The sequence below is a fragment of the Rhodococcus sp. D-6 genome, from assembly GCF_040256695.1.
Classification (GTDB): domain Bacteria; phylum Actinomycetota; class Actinomycetes; order Mycobacteriales; family Mycobacteriaceae; genus Rhodococcus; species Rhodococcus pyridinivorans.
Genome location: NZ_CP132970.1, coordinates 2240689 through 2255208, shown reverse-complemented (window position 1 = coordinate 2255208; position 14520 = coordinate 2240689). Strand labels below are relative to the sequence as shown.

At 68.0% G+C, this 14520-nt stretch carries 12 protein-coding genes and 3 tRNA genes; 12 read left to right on the top strand and 3 right to left on the bottom strand.

What is annotated here, in order from left to right; translation table 11 throughout:
- The first annotated feature begins 15 nt into the window (after positions 1-15).
- The 4 genes from ilvC to RBB84_RS10630 all read left to right on the top strand — a co-directional run bounded on the left by ilvC (position 16) and on the right by RBB84_RS10630 (position 5719).
- Positions 16-1017 carry a ketol-acid reductoisomerase gene (gene ilvC / locus RBB84_RS10645; RefSeq protein WP_170318577.1) on the top strand — a complete coding sequence of 334 codons (1002 nt, stop codon included), beginning with the start codon at positions 16-18 and terminating at the stop codon, positions 1015-1017.
- Between the two features lie 117 nt (positions 1018-1134).
- Positions 1135-2907, top strand: a complete 1773-nt coding sequence (locus tag RBB84_RS10640; protein ID WP_033097750.1) for a SulP family inorganic anion transporter — start codon at positions 1135-1137, stop codon at positions 2905-2907.
- Between the two features lie 128 nt (positions 2908-3035).
- On the top strand, positions 3036-4628 hold the full coding sequence (gene serA, locus RBB84_RS10635; RefSeq protein ID WP_006554532.1) for a phosphoglycerate dehydrogenase: 1593 nt from the start codon (positions 3036-3038) through the stop codon (positions 4626-4628).
- An 80-nt stretch (positions 4629-4708) separates the two neighbouring features.
- Complete coding sequence (locus RBB84_RS10630; protein WP_033097800.1) at positions 4709-5719, top strand: 3-isopropylmalate dehydrogenase; 1011 nt, start codon at positions 4709-4711, stop codon at positions 5717-5719.
- A 99-nt stretch (positions 5720-5818) separates the two neighbouring features.
- Here RBB84_RS10630 and RBB84_RS10625 read toward each other — a convergent pair whose 3' ends face one another.
- Positions 5819-7015 carry an MFS transporter gene (locus tag RBB84_RS10625; RefSeq protein ID WP_033097751.1) on the bottom strand — a complete coding sequence of 399 codons (1197 nt, stop codon included), beginning with the start codon at positions 7013-7015 and terminating at the stop codon, positions 5819-5821.
- A gap of 110 nt (positions 7016-7125) precedes the next feature.
- On the opposite strand from RBB84_RS10625, the gene RBB84_RS10620 reads away from it, so the two are divergent.
- From RBB84_RS10620 to RBB84_RS10600, 5 genes are all read left to right on the top strand, one after another.
- Positions 7126-7902: a fumarylacetoacetate hydrolase family protein gene (locus RBB84_RS10620; RefSeq protein ID WP_006554529.1), complete on the top strand. Its 777-nt coding sequence runs from the start codon at positions 7126-7128 to the stop codon at positions 7900-7902.
- Between the two features lie 66 nt (positions 7903-7968).
- A complete protein-coding gene (gene gltX, locus RBB84_RS10615; RefSeq protein ID WP_006554528.1) occupies positions 7969-9441 on the top strand; it encodes a glutamate--tRNA ligase in 1473 nt (490 codons plus the stop codon).
- A 215-nt stretch (positions 9442-9656) separates the two neighbouring features.
- Positions 9657-9728: transfer RNA gene (locus tag RBB84_RS10610), tRNA-Gln, on the top strand.
- A gap of 86 nt (positions 9729-9814) precedes the next feature.
- Positions 9815-9887 (top strand) — tRNA-Glu (locus RBB84_RS10605).
- Positions 9888-9972: 85 nt separating this feature from the next.
- A tRNA-Glu gene (locus RBB84_RS10600) sits at positions 9973-10045 on the top strand.
- Positions 10046-10098: 53 nt separating this feature from the next.
- On the opposite strand, the gene RBB84_RS10595 is transcribed toward RBB84_RS10600, so the two are convergent.
- Positions 10099-10611, bottom strand: a complete 513-nt coding sequence (locus RBB84_RS10595) for a PPOX class F420-dependent oxidoreductase (protein WP_033097752.1) — start codon at positions 10609-10611, stop codon at positions 10099-10101.
- A gap of 105 nt (positions 10612-10716) precedes the next feature.
- The gene (locus RBB84_RS10590) at positions 10717-11418 is read right to left on the bottom strand and encodes an IclR family transcriptional regulator (RefSeq protein WP_006554526.1); all 702 of its coding nucleotides are present in this window, start codon (positions 11416-11418) and stop codon (positions 10717-10719) included.
- A gap of 125 nt (positions 11419-11543) precedes the next feature.
- Between RBB84_RS10590 and leuC the strand changes: the two genes are divergently transcribed.
- The 3 genes from leuC to RBB84_RS10575 all read left to right on the top strand — a co-directional run bounded on the left by leuC (position 11544) and on the right by RBB84_RS10575 (position 14474).
- The gene (gene leuC / locus RBB84_RS10585; protein WP_024101379.1) at positions 11544-12962 is read left to right on the top strand and encodes a 3-isopropylmalate dehydratase large subunit; all 1419 of its coding nucleotides are present in this window, start codon (positions 11544-11546) and stop codon (positions 12960-12962) included.
- Between the two features lie 28 nt (positions 12963-12990).
- Positions 12991-13587 (top strand): 3-isopropylmalate dehydratase small subunit, encoded by a 597-nt coding sequence (leuD, locus tag RBB84_RS10580; RefSeq protein WP_006554524.1) that lies wholly within the window; start codon positions 12991-12993, stop codon positions 13585-13587.
- A 170-nt stretch (positions 13588-13757) separates the two neighbouring features.
- The gene (locus tag RBB84_RS10575) at positions 13758-14474 is read left to right on the top strand and encodes an HU family DNA-binding protein (protein ID WP_033097753.1); all 717 of its coding nucleotides are present in this window, start codon (positions 13758-13760) and stop codon (positions 14472-14474) included.
- The last annotated feature ends 46 nt before the right edge of the window (positions 14475-14520 follow it).

Genomic DNA, 14520 nt, shown 5'->3' with positions numbered 1-14520 from the left:
ACTGTGGCAGTCGAGATGTTCTACGACGACGATGCCGACCTGTCGATCATCCAGGGTCGTAAGGTCGCCGTCATCGGCTACGGCAGTCAGGGACACGCGCACTCGCTGAGCCTGCGCGACTCGGGCGTCGACGTTCGCATCGGTCTGAAGGAGGGCTCGAAGTCGCGGGCCAAGGCCGAGGAAGCCGGTCTCACCGTCGGCACCCCCGCCGAGGTCTCCGAGTGGGCCGACGTCATCATGATCCTCGCGCCCGACACCGCCCAGGCGTCGATCTTCACCAACGACATCGAGCCCAACCTGAAGGACGGCGACGCGCTGTTCTTCGGCCACGGCCTCAACATCCACTTCGGTCTCATCACCGCTCCGGAGAACGTGACCGTCGCGATGGTCGCCCCCAAGGGCCCCGGCCACCTCGTGCGTCGTCAGTTCGTCGACGGCAAGGGCGTTCCCGCGCTCATCGCCGTCCATCAGGACCCCAAGGGTGAGGGCCAGGCGCTCGCGCTGTCCTACGCCAAGGGCATCGGCGGCACCCGGGCCGGCGTCATCAAGACCACCTTCAAGGAAGAGACCGAGACCGACCTCTTCGGCGAGCAGGCCGTGCTCTGCGGTGGCACCGAGGAGCTCGTCAAGACCGGCTTCGACGTCATGGTCGAGGCGGGCTACGCCCCCGAGATGGCCTACTTCGAGGTTCTCCACGAGCTCAAGCTCATCGTCGACCTCATGTACGAGGGTGGCATCGCCCGCATGAACTACTCGGTGTCCGACACCGCGGAGTTCGGCGGCTACCTCTCCGGCCCGCGCGTCATCGACGCCGGCACCAAGGAGCGCATGAAGGAGATCCTGAAGGACATCCAGGACGGCACCTTCGTCAAGCGTCTCGTCGCCAACGTCGAGGGCGGAAACAAGGAGCTCGAAGGTCTGCGCAAGCAGAACGCCGAGCACGGCATCGAGGTTGTCGGCAAGCAGCTGCGCGACCTGATGAGCTGGGTCGATCGCCCCATCACCGAGACGGCGTGACAGCCACCTGATCCGGTCACGGCGGCCCGGTACCCCTACGGGGTGCCGGGCCGCCGTCGTCGGTGCGCGTGAGCGATGTCGCAGCCACGGGCCGAGGCCGCGGAGGATACTTGGCTGATGTGGCTCCTCGCCGCGTTCGGGCGGCTCCCGGGTGTCGCCACCGCACGGTCCTACCGGCGGGGGTGGCTGCGGGGCGACGTCACGGCGGGTCTCGCGCTCAGCGCCCTGCTCGTCCCCACCGGCATGGGATATGCCCAGGCGGCGGGACTGCCGCCCTACACCGGTCTCTACGCGACAGTGGTGCCGATGCTCGTGTACGCGGTGGTCGGTCCGTCCCGGATCCTCGTGCTCGGACCGGATTCCGCGCTCGCCCCGCTCATCGCGGCCGCGGTGATCCCGCTCGCCGCCGACGGTGACCCGCAGCGTGCGGTCGCCCTCGCCGGTGTGCTCGCCCTCCTCGTCGGGGCGATCCTCCTCGTCGGGGGGATACTCCGCTTCGGATTCCTGACCTATCTGCTCTCCACACCGATCCGGGTCGGTTTCCTCAACGCGATCGCGATCATCGTCATCGTCGGGCAGCTCCCGCTCCTGCTGGGCACCTCGGCCGACGAATCCGGTGTCGTCGCCGAGGTTCTCGACGTCGTCGACGACGTCTTCGAGGACGGTGTCGAACCGGTCGGACTTCTCCTCGGCGCCGGCACCCTCGCTGTGATCCTCGTGCTGCAGAAGGTCGTTCCCCGCATACCCGCGGTGCTCGTCGCGGTGGTCGCCGCCTCCGCGGCGGTCGAGGTGTTCGGGCTCACCGATCGGGTGGAGATGGTGGGGGCGCTGCCCTCCGGGATCCCCGCGCCCGTTCTGGGCGGTATCGAACGGGGAGACGTGATCGAACTGCTCGCACCCGCGGTCGCGGTCGCCGTCATCGCGTTCGCCGACACCGCGGTGCTGTCGCGCTCGTTCGCGCTCCGACGGGGCGAGGACGTGGACGGCAGTTCCGAGATGCGCGCCCTCGGTGTGGTGAACATCGCAGCCGGTGCGACGGGCGGATTCCCCATCTGCGGCAGCGGCAGTCGCACTCCCGTCCTCGAACAGGCCGGAGCGCGTACCCAGCTCGCGGGTGCCTTCGGAGCGGTGACGGTCGCGATCTTCCTGCTCGCCGCGCCGGGGGCGACGGCGTACCTGCCGCAGGCCGCGCTCGCTGCCGTCGTGATCGCCGCGGCGAGTGCGCTCGTCGATGCGAAGGGGCTCGGTCGCCTGTGGCGGGTCAACAAGATCGAATTCTGTTTGTCCTTCGCCGCATTCGTGGCGGTCGGTCTCGCCGGTGTGTTGAGGGGTGTACTCGTCGCGATCGCATTGTCGTTGGCGGTCGTGATCGTGCGTGCCTGGCAACCCCACCGGACCGAACTCGTCGAACTCGAGAACATCGCCGGATATCACGACCGGGAGCGGCATCCCGAGGGCCACCGCATCCCGGGTCTCGTGCTCGTGCGATTCGACGCTCCGCTGTTCTTCGCGAACGGTGTGATCCTCACGAAGTTCGTCCGTGAACTCGTCCGCGAACGCGAGGACCGTATCGAGTGGGTGGTACTCGCGGCCGAACCGATCACGGATCTAGATATCAGCGCCGTCGAGGAGATCGAACGTCTCGACGACTACCTCGCCCACAGGGGGATACGGCTCGCCTTCGCCGCGATGAAGGGGCCGGTCAAGGACAAGTTGCACCGGATGCAATCGGGGAATCGCTTCGGGGCCGGTCGATTCCATCCGACCGTCCGCACTGCCGTGGTGGCCTTCCGGCACCGGAACCAGCCCGGCATCGAGCGCAGTGTGCTCGACGCACCCCCGCAGGACATCGTCCCGCCCCCGCGGAAGGATCGGCCCGCACCACCGTGATCCCGGTCCCGGTGGCCCCGTGGGAGGGGCCGGGGCACTAAACTGTGGGCGGTCGCGGGTGCCCACGCATGCTGTCGGGCGCGAGCGCCGTCGACCACTCACACATTCACGACACAGGGAGTCCGCACGTGAGCCAGAATGGCCGTCCAGTAGTCCTGATCGCCGACAAGCTTGCGCAGTCGACCGTCGATGCGCTCGGTGACGGTGTCGAGGTGCGCTGGGTCGACGGCCCCGACCGCCCCGCCCTGCTCGCGGCCGTGCCCGAGGCCCAGGCGCTGCTGGTCCGCTCCGCGACCACCGTCGACGCCGAGGTGCTCGCTGCGGCGCCCAACCTCAAGATCGTCGGTCGCGCCGGTGTCGGCCTCGACAACGTCGACATCGCTGCTGCCACCGAGCGCGGTGTGATGGTCGTCAACGCGCCCACCTCCAACATCCACTCCGCCGCCGAGCACGCGGTCGCGCTCCTCATGTCCGCGGCGCGGCAGGTTCCCGCCGCCGACCGCACCCTGCGTGAGCGCACCTGGAAGCGGTCGAGCTTCAACGGCACCGAAATCCTCGGCAAGACGGTCGGCGTCGTCGGCCTCGGCCGCATCGGCCAGCTGTTCGCCCAGCGTCTCGCGGCGTTCGAAACCCACGTCATCGCGTACGACCCCTACTTGCCGGCCGCCCGCGCCGCACAGCTCGGCATCGAGCTCGTCGACATCGACGAGCTGGTCGCCCGCGCCGACTTCATCTCGGTGCACCTGCCCAAGACCAAGGAGACCGCCGGCCTGATCAACGCCGAGCGTCTGTCCAAGGCCAAGGACGGCGTCATCATCGTCAACGCCGCCCGCGGTGGCCTGATCGACGAGGACGCGCTGTACGACGCGCTCGTCGAAGGCAAGGTCCGCGCTGCCGGCCTCGACGTCTTCGAGACCGAGCCGTGCACCGATTCGAAGCTGTTCGACCTCGACAACGTCGTCGTCACCCCGCACCTCGGTGCATCCACCGCCGAGGCCCAGGACCGCGCCGGTACCGACGTTGCCAAGAGCGTGCTGCTCGCCCTCGCCGGCGAGTTCGTGCCCGATGCCGTCAACGTCTCCGGTGGCCCCGTGGGCGAGGAGGTCGCGCCGTGGCTCGAGCTCGTTCGCAAGCTCGGTCTGCTCGCCGGCACCCTCTCGCCCGAGGCCGTGCAGAACGTGCAGGTCGTCGTCAGCGGTGAGCTCTCGGCCGAGAACACCGACATTCTCGGCCTGGCCGCCCTCCGCGGCCTGTTCTCGGCGAGCAGCGACGAGCCCGTCACCTTCGTCAACGCCCCCAAGCTCGCGGAGCAGCGCGGCGTGACGGTCGAGGTCGAGAAGGTCAGCGAGGCCACCACGCACCGCAGCGCCGTCGAGGTCCGCGCCGTGGCGCCGGACGGACACGTCACGTCCGTCGCGGGTGCGCTCACCGGCCTGCAGCAGGTCGAGAAGATCGTCAACATCAACAGCCGCAGCTTCGACCTCCGCGCCGAGGGCCACAACCTGATCGTCCACTACCAGGACCGTCCGGGTGTCCTCGGAACGCTGGGCACCGTGCTCGGCAACGCGAGCATCGACATCCAGGCCGCGGCGCTGAGCCAGGACGCGGAGGGCCCCGGCGCCACCGTGATCCTCCGTGTCGACCGCGTCGTCGGCGACGCCGAGGTCGGACAGATCACCGAGGCGCTCGACGCGCGCGTCGCCCAGGTCGACCTGTCCTGATCCTTCGGTTCTCCATCATCCGGTGGCCGCGACCGTCTGCACGGTCGCGGCCACCGTCGCACAGGAAGTGAGTAGTGCTCATGAAACTTGCGGTCATCCCAGGTGACGGCATCGGTGTCGAGGTCACGGCGGAAGCTCTCAAGGTGCTCCGCGCCCTCGTCCCGGATCTCGAGACGACCGAGTACGACCTCGGTGCCCGCCGGTACAACGCGACCGGCGAACTCCTGCCCGATGCCGATCTCGCCGCGATCCGCGAGCACGACGCGATCCTCCTCGGTGCCATCGGCGATCCGTCGGTCACGCCGGGCATCCTCGAACGCGGTCTCCTCCTGAACATGCGGTTCGCACTCGACCACCACGTCAACCTGCGGCCGTCGCGCCTGTACCCGGGCTCGAAGTCGCCGCTCGCCGCCGACCACGAGATCGACTTCGTCGTCGTCCGCGAGGGCACCGAGGGCCCGTACACCGGCAACGGGGGAGCGATCCGCGTCGGCACCCCGCACGAGATCGCCACCGAGGTCTCGGTGAACACCTGGTTCGGAGCCGAGCGCGTGGTCCGCTACGCCTTCGAGCTCGCGCAGACCCGCCGCAAGCACGTCACGCTCATCCACAAGACGAACGTGCTGTCGAACGCCGGCGCCATCTGGACCCGCGCCGTCGAGACCGTCGGCAAGGAGTTCCCTGAGGTCACCACGGCCTACTGTCACATCGACGCCGCGACCATCTACATGGTCGACGACCCGTCGCGCTTCGACGTCATCGTCACCGACAACCTGTTCGGCGACATCATCACCGACCTCGCCGGCGCCGTAACCGGCGGTATCGGCCTTGCCGCGAGCGGCAACATCGACGCCTCGGGCACCAACCCGTCGATGTTCGAACCGGTCCACGGCTCGGCACCGGACATCGCCGGCAAGGGCATCGCCGATCCCACCGCGGCGATCCTGTCCACCGCCTTGCTGCTGCGCCATCTCGGGCGCGAGGAGGATGCTGCACGCGTCGAGCGGGCCGTCGAGGCCGACCTCGCGAATCGTGGTCCCGGTCCGATCGTGACCACCGAGATCGGCGATCGGATCGCTGCTTCTCTTTGATCTCTGAGCGCGGATTCTCTCCGGGCACCGAGTTCTTCGGCACAAACGCGCGTGGCGCCGGCGGGTACGTCCCGTCCGGCGCCACGCGCGTTTCGCGTATCAGTCCTTCGGTATCACCGGGACCGCCGCTGCGGGAGCGATGGCGGACAGGGCGAAGGCCGCGGGGAATCCGACCGCGGCGATGAGCCCACCGAAGACCGGTCCGACGGCCGCGGCGAACACGAACTGCCCGGTGTTCTGGATCCCGAGTGCGCGGCCGCCCCAGAACGGGCCGGCGATCTCCGCGACGGCAGTGAATGCCAACCCGTTCGGCGCCGAGGTCAGGATCGACGCGACGAGCAGGACGCCCACCGCGATCGCCGAATCCGTCCACGCCGTGACGGAGAGCGCGACCATCGACACGACGACCGATGCGGCGACGAGGCGCATCGGTCCCAGCCTGCTGCCCACCCGATCGGACCAGGCCCCGGTGACGACACGTCCGAGGGCGCCGAGGATCTGGGCGGCGGTGATGACGAGACCGGCGCCGACCTCGTCCCAGCCGCGGTCGGCGATGAGCCAGACCAGGGCGTAGGTCCACACGACGTACTGCGGAACGACGAGCAGGATCGACGCGAGATGGATCCGCGTGAGGGACATGGAACTCCGGTAGGGATTGCCGAGCACGCCTGCGCGCTCGGCCTCCACCCGTCCGGGTCGGGGCGGATCCACCACGCCGACCGCGCAGACGACGGCTGCGAGCCCGCACGCGAGCATGGGAAACGAGAGCGCCCAGGCGATCCCGTGGTCGCCCGCGAGAGTGGGGATGACGAGTGCGCCCGCGGCGACACCCAGCGGCACCGACATCTGCCGGATGCCCATCGCGAGGCCGCGCTGGTGCGGCGGGAACCATCCGACCACCACGCGACCGCTCGCCGAATTGGCGCTCACGGCGCCGGCTCCCGCACACATCAGCAATAGGCCGAGCAGTGCTGCGGAGGTGGTGCGGGACAGGTCCAGTGAGGTGGTCGCGCTCGCGAGTCCCATCGAGACGGCCGCGATCCCGAGTCCGGCGGCCAGCGCGAGACGTTCGCCGAACCGGTCGGCGATCGCGCCCCACACGACGAGCGTGAACACGCCGCCGAGGATCGGTGCGCCGGCGAGGGTTCCGGCCTGGGCGAGGGTGAAGCCACCCTCCTGGTTCAGGGTTGGGATGAGGAAGGCGACGCCGTTGATGACGGTGGCCTGGGAGGCCTGGGCGAGGACGCCGAGGGCCAGGATCAGCCATCGGCGCCGACCGATGTCCGGAGTGTCCATGAGTCCCACTATCTGAGAAAGTTGTACCGTTATATGAAATCTTGGTCGGACTCTATACCCGCGGCACCCGGGCGTCGATCGCAGTGTGCGCGCACCGTTAGACTCCGGACATGCGCCTTGGTCGAATTGCCAGCCCGGATGGTGTCGCGTTCGTGAGCATCGAAGGGGAGGGGAAGTCCGCGACGGCGAAGGAGATCGCCGAGCATCCTTTCGGGAACCCCACCTTCACGGGCCGGAGTTGGCCCCTCGCCGACGTGCGGATTCTCGCCCCGATCCTCGCCACCAAGGTGATCGCGGTCGGTCGCAACTACGCCGCCCACGCCGCCGAGTCGGGCAACGAGGTCCCCGACGAGCCGATGATCTTCCTCAAGCCCAACACGTCGATCGTGGGCCCGGGCGCGCCCATCGTGATTCCGCCCACCACCTCGCTCGTCCATCACGAGGCCGAACTCGCCGTGGTCATCGGGCGTCCCTGCAAGGACGTCCCCGCCGCGAAGGCCCGGGAGGCGATCCTCGGCTACACGATCGCCAACGACGTGTCCGCGCGCGACCATCAGCGCAAGGACGGCCAGTGGGGCCGAGCCAAGGGCCACGACACCTTCTGCCCGCTCGGTCCGTGGATCGAAACCGACATCGACCCTTCCGATCTCGAGATCTCGGCGGAGGTCGACGGGCAGATCCGCCAACGCAGCCGCACCTCGAAGATGGTGCACGACATCCCGAAGCTCATCGAATGGATCTCCGGTGTCATGACCCTGCTGCCGGGCGACGTCATCCTCACCGGCACTCCCGAAGGTGTCGGACCGATCGAGCCGGGCAACACAGTCTCGATCACCGTCGAGGGCATCGGAACGCTCACGAATCCGGTCGTCGCCAAGGGATCCTGACCGGAGCTCGCTGCGGGGCGGATAGCCTGGGAAGGTCTCCCGTCGATCCTCAACCCTGAGCGAGTCATGACCACCAGCGAAGTACGCGTACGTTTCTGCCCGTCACCGACCGGAACCCCGCATGTGGGTCTGGTGCGCACCGCCCTGTTCAATTGGGCTTTCGCGCGTCATCACGGCGGCACCTTCGTGTTCCGCATCGAAGACACCGACGCCGCACGCGACACCGAGGAGTCGTACCAGGCGATCCTCGACGCCCTCCGGTGGCTTGGTCTCGAATGGGACGAGGGTCCGGAGGTCGGCGGACCGTACGAGCCGTACCGGCAGTCGCAGCGACGCGACCTTCACCTCGAGATCGTGCAGAAGCTCGTCGACTCCGGTGAGGCCTACGAGTCGTTCTCGACGCCGGAAGAGGTCGAGGAGCGGCACAAGGCCGCCGGCCGCGACCCGAAGCTCGGCTACGACAACTTCGACCGCGACCTCACCCCGGAGCAGCGGCAGGCATTCCTCGACGAGGGGCGCAAGCCGGTCGTGCGACTGCGCATGCCCGAAGAGGACCTCACGTGGAACGACCTGGTCCGCGGCGAGACCACTTTCAAGGCGGGCTCGGTGCCCGACTTCGCGCTGACCCGCGGCAACGGCATCCCGCTCTACACGCTCGTCAATCCCGTCGACGACGCGCTGATGAAGATCACACACGTCCTGCGCGGCGAGGACCTGCTGTCGTCCACCCCGCGTCAGCTTGCGCTGTACGCGGCGCTGCAGCGCATCGGCGTCACCGATTTCACGCCCGAGTTCGGCCACCTGCCGTTCGTGATGGGGCAGGGCAACAAGAAGCTCTCCAAGCGCGACCCGGAGTCCAACCTCTTCCTGCACCGCGATCGCGGGTTCATCCCTGAGGGCCTGCTCAACTACCTCGCTCTGCTCGGCTGGGGTCTCGCCGACGACCGCGACGTGTTCTCCCTCGACGAGATGGTCGCGGCCTTCGAGATCTCCAAGGTCAACTCGAACCCCGCCCGGTTCGACCAGAAGAAGGCCGACGCCATCAACGCCGAGCACATCCGCCTGCTCGAGCCGGAGGAGTTCGCGACCCGGCTGAAGGCGTACCTCGTCGAGCACGGCCGGATCGGGGCCGACGTCGACGACGCGCTCTTCCGGACGGCCGCCGACCTCGTACAGACCCGTATCGTCGTTCTCGGGGACGCGTGGGACCTGCTGAAGTTCCTGTTCGTCGACGACGCCGACTTCACGCTCGACGAGGTCTCAGCGGCGAAGAATCTCAAGGAGGATGCCGCGCCCGTGCTCGACGCCTCCGTCGCCGCCCTCGAGGGCCTGACCGAGTGGACCACGCCGGCGATCGAGGAGGCGCTCAAGAGCGCACTGATCGAGGGGCTCGAACTGAAGCCGAGGAAGGCCTTCGCTCCCGTGCGGGTCGCGGTGACGGGCTCGCACGTCAGCCCGCCGCTCTACGAGTCGATGGAACTGCTCGGCCGTGAGCGCACCCTTGCACGACTGCGTGCCGGGCGGGCGCGCATCGCCTGACCCCTGCATGGTCGCTCTCGGCCCGTCGTCGGCACCCGCCGGCGACGGGCCGAACTCCCTCCGGGCTCGATTTCATGCCACCGAGTTCGTCCTGAGCTCGATTGCACTCCTCTGACCAGCCGATTTGTAGTTGGTGGCGGGGTTGGTGCTAATCTTCTTCTCGGTTCGGAACGGAGGCCACAACGCCCGCAGGGCAGGCCGAAGGAACAAACCATTGGGGTATGGTGTAATTGGCAACACAGCTGATTCTGGTTCAGCCATTCTAGGTTCGAGTCCTGGTACCCCAGCTGAGACGCGGCGGTTTGCCCGCAACGTCTCAGCCAGCTATGCTGGCTGAGCTTCCTTCGGGAAGCGAAGAGAAGAAGTTCCATAGGCCCCCGTCGTCTAGCGGCCTAGGACGCCGCCCTCTCACGGCGGTAGCGTGGGTTCGAATCCCATCGGGGGTACAACGGACTACCCACCGATCTCCGGGTCGGTGGGTGTTCTTCTCTCGGAGGCGTCGGCTCGTCGATTCCTCGGAAAGTTCCATAGGCCCCCGTCGTCTAGCGGCCTAGGACGCCGCCCTCTCACGGCGGTAGCGTGGGTTCGAATCCCATCGGGGGTACAACCACGAAGGCTCTCCGATCATCGATCGGAGAGCCTTTCGCGTATGGGCGGTCAGTGCGCGGCGGACGGAAGATTGGCGGCCGTCGTGCCGCCGATCTCCATGGCAGGCATCCCGAGCTTGCAGTGATCCCACGAACGCACCCGCGCGGGCACCACACGGACGGCCACCCGTTTGTGCATCATCTGCTCCACCGCGGGGCGCGCCTCCTCCGTGTACGGGGCGGTGTACCGCTCCCATACGTCGCGGCAGACCTCGAACAGGCGGTCGTGGTCGTCCACGATCTCCGCCCGCCCCTCGATCGAGACGCCACGCAACTGGTCGTAGGTGTCGCCGGCCTCGACGAGGACGGTCACGCGATCGTCGCGCCGGAGGTTGACGACCTTCTGCGATTTCGCCTTCGTCTCGAACCAGATCTCCCCGTCGAGCACCGCGTACCACATGGCGACGAGGTGCGGGGTGCCCGTCGGTCCGAGGGTCGCCAGGTTCGCGACCCGGCTGCGGTGGAGGAACTCGTCGATCTCCGACTCCGTCATCGTGATGCCTGCGCGGCGGTTGGTTCCCATGCGAAGCACTCTGGCAGAGCGTGGGGCCGCACGGCTGTCTTCCTCCCGCCCCGCCCGTGTCCCTCCTGGGCTCCACCCGGGAGGGACACGGGCATGCGGTCGGCCTCAGAGACGCTTCTGGAGCGCTTCTGCGGCGGCGAGGAGGTCGGCGGCCCAGCGGGCGCCCGGTCGGCGGCCCATGCGGTCGATGGGGCCCGATACGGAGATCGCGGCGATCACGCCACCGCTGCTGTCGCGCACGGGTGCGGCGACCGACGCCACACCGGGTTCGCGTTCGGCGGCGCTCTGCGCCCAGCCGCGGCGGCGGACCTCGACGAGCACGCGTTCACCGAAGGCCGCGTCGGGGAGGATGGCGCGCTGGGTCGCCGTATCGGCCCACGCGAGCAGAACTTTCGCGCCGGAGCCGGCCGTCATCGGAAGGCGTGCGCCGACGAGGACCGTGTCGCGCAGACCGGTCGGCGGTTCGAGAGCGGCGACGCAGACCCGCTGGGTGCCCTCGCGGCGGTACAACTGCACGCTCTCGCCGGTGATCTCGCGCAGACGGGGGAGGACGAGCGAGGCGGCCTCGACGAGCGTGTCGCCTGCGCCCGCGGACAATTCGGCCAGTCCGGGGCCGGGACGCCACTGTCCGTCGCTGTCGCGCATGAGGAGGCGGTGGACCTCGAGGCCCACGGCGAGACGGTGCGCCGTGGCACGGGGCAGGCCGGTCCGCGCGCACAACTCGTTGAGGTTGCACGGCTGTTCGGCAACCGCATGGAGGACTGTCATCGCTTTGTCCAGCACTCCGATCCCGCTATGCTGTCTCATAGGTCGATACCTCCGTCTCGCATAATGGGAAGCATATCGCATGCCGAGAACGGTGGGGACGACACCATACGCGGCCGGACAGCCCCCGGGATCCCGCGTTCGTCACGTACGACAAGGTGGAGAAGATGGCTGGAAAGACTCTGGCGGAAAAGGTGTGGGACCAGCACGTGGTCGTGCGCGGTGAAGGAGAGGGATCGGCGCGACAGCCGGACCTGATCTACATCGACCTGCATCTCGTACACGAGGTGACCAGCCCGCAGGCCTTCGACGGTCTGCGGCTGGCAGGACGCCCGCTGCGGCGTCCCGACCTCACGATCGCCACCGAGGACCACAACGTCCCCACGGTGGACATCGACAAGCCGATCGCCGACCCGGTCTCGCGCACACAGGTCGAGACCCTGCGCCGCAACTGCGAGGAGTTCGGTGTCCGTCTGCACCCCATGGGCGACCTCGATCAGGGCATCGTCCACGTGGTCGGCCCGCAGCTCGGTCTCACGCAGCCCGGCATGACGGTGGTGTGCGGCGACAGCCACACCTCCACCCACGGCGCCTTCGGCGCACTGGCGATGGGCATCGGCACCAGTGAGGTCGAACACGTCATGGCGACACAGACGTTGTCGCTGCGGCCGTTCAAGACGATGGCCATCAACGTCGGCGGCACCCTCGCGCCGGGAGTGACGAGCAAGGACCTCATCCTCGCGATCATCGCGAAGATCGGCACCGGCGGCGGACAGGGCTACGTCCTCGAGTACCGCGGCGAGGCGATCCGCGCACTGTCGATGGAAGCGCGGATGACCATCTGCAACATGTCGATCGAGGCGGGCGCCCGCGCCGGCATGATCGCCCCCGACGAGACCACCTACGAGTTCATCAAGGGCCGCCCGCACGCCCCGAAGGGCGCCGACTGGGATGCTGCCGTGGAGGCGTGGGAGCAGCTGAAGACCGACGACGACGCGGTTTTCGACGCCGAGGTCCACATCGACGGCAGCGCTCTGACCCCCTTCGTCACGTGGGGCACCAACCCGGGCCAGGGCGCTGCGCTCGGGTCCAGCGTTCCGGTACCCGAGGAGATCGCCGACGAAACCGAGCGGTCTGCAGCGGAAAAGGCGTTGCGCTACATGGATCTCGAACCGGGCATGCCGCTGCGCGACGTGAAGATCGACACCGTCTTCGTCGGCTCGTGCACCAACGGCCGCATCGAGGATCTGCGTGCCGTGGCGGATGTCCTGCAGGGCCGCAAGGTCGCCGACGGCGTCCGGATGCTCGTCGTGCCGGGTTCGATGCGGGTGCGCGCGCAGGCGGAGGAGGAGGGTCTCGGCGAGATCTTCACCGCCGCAGGGGCCGAGTGGCGTCAGGCCGGGTGCTCGATGTGCCTGGGCATGAACCCCGACCAGTTGGCGCCGGGCGAGCGTTCCGCGTCGACCTCGAACCGGAATTTCGAAGGACGGCAGGGCAAGGGCGGACGGACGCATCTCGTCTCGCCGGCCGTGGCCGCCGCAACCGCGGTGCGGGGAACGCTTTCCGCACCCGCGGATCTGGACTAGACCACAGGACCGACGAGGAGAATTTTCGATGGAAGCCTTCACCACCCACAGGGGCATCGGCGTCCCGCTGCGCCGCTCCAATGTCGACACGGATCAGATCATCCCGGCCGTGTACCTGAAGCGCGTCACCCGTACGGGATTCGAGGACGGTCTGTTCGCCGCATGGCGCAACGACCCGTCCTTCGTCCTCAACACCCCGCCCTTCGACCGCGGCAGCGTTCTCGTCGCCGGACCGGATTTCGGCACCGGCTCCTCGCGTGAGCATGCCGTGTGGGCGTTGTCGGATTACGGATTCCGGGTCGTGATCTCGTCCCGCTTCGCCGACATCTTCCGGGGCAACGCCGGAAAGGCCGGTCTGCTCGCCGCTCAGGTCTCGCAGGACGACGTCGAACTGCTGTGGAAGCTCATCGAGCAGCAGCCCGGACTCGAACTGGAAGTGGATCTCGAGAACCGGACGGTGACCGCCGGAACCACCGTGGTGCCGTTCACCATTGACGACTACACGCGGTGGCGTCTGCTGGAGGGTCTCGACGACATCGGATTGACATTGCGCCAGGTAGACGCGATTTCCGAGTACGAAAAGTCAAGGCCGTCATGGAAACCGAGTACCCTTCCGGCGCCCTGAAAACACCCCCGAACGCGCCTTCTCCGGGTCCGGTCCGACGCTCCCGTCGGGCCGGGCCCGGAGGTTATTTGCATGAGAATCCGCGTGGCACATAGACTCTTGCCCGTTTGCGGGTCTACCGTGGACTGGAGTCGGTCTGACGGTGGACCGTGTATGTGCGGAGGAAATCAATGAACAAGGCAGAACTGATCGACGTTCTGACCGAGAAACTCGGTTCGGACAGGCGCACCGCCACCGCGGCCGTCGAGCACATCGTGGACGCGATCGTTCGCGCCGTGCACGACGGTAAGAGCGTCACCATCACCGGATTCGGTGTCTTCGAGAAGCGTCGTCGGGCCGCGCGTGTCGCGCGGAACCCGCGCACGGGTGAGACGGTCAAGGTCAAGCCGACCTCGGTGCCGGCCTTCCGTCCCGGCCAGTCCTTCAAGAACATCATCGCGGGCACCCAGAAGCTCCCGGCTTCGGGTCCGGCCGTGAAGCGCGGTGCAGCTGCAGCGGCCAAGAAAACCGCGGCAGCGAAGAAGGCGGCGAAGAAGACCACGGCGGCGAAGAAGACCACGGCGACCAAGTCGACCGCGGCGAAGAAGACCACCGCGGCGAAGAAGACCACCGCGGCGAAGAAGACCACCGCCACCAAGTCGACTCCGGCGAAGAAGACCACCGCGGCGAAGAAGACCACGGCGGCCAAGTCGACTCCGGCGAAGAAGACCGCCGCCACCAAGTCGACCGCGGCGAAGAAGACCACCGCGGCGAAGAAGACCACGGCGGCCAAGTCGACTCCGGCGAAGAAGACCGCCGCCACCAAGTCGACCGCGGCGAAGAAGACCACCGCGGCGAAGAAGAGCCCGGCCAAGAAGACCACGGCCCGCAAGAGCACCAAGAAGTAACACCCACCCGCGATGCGGCTCGCACACGTGCGAGCCGCACAGGTGA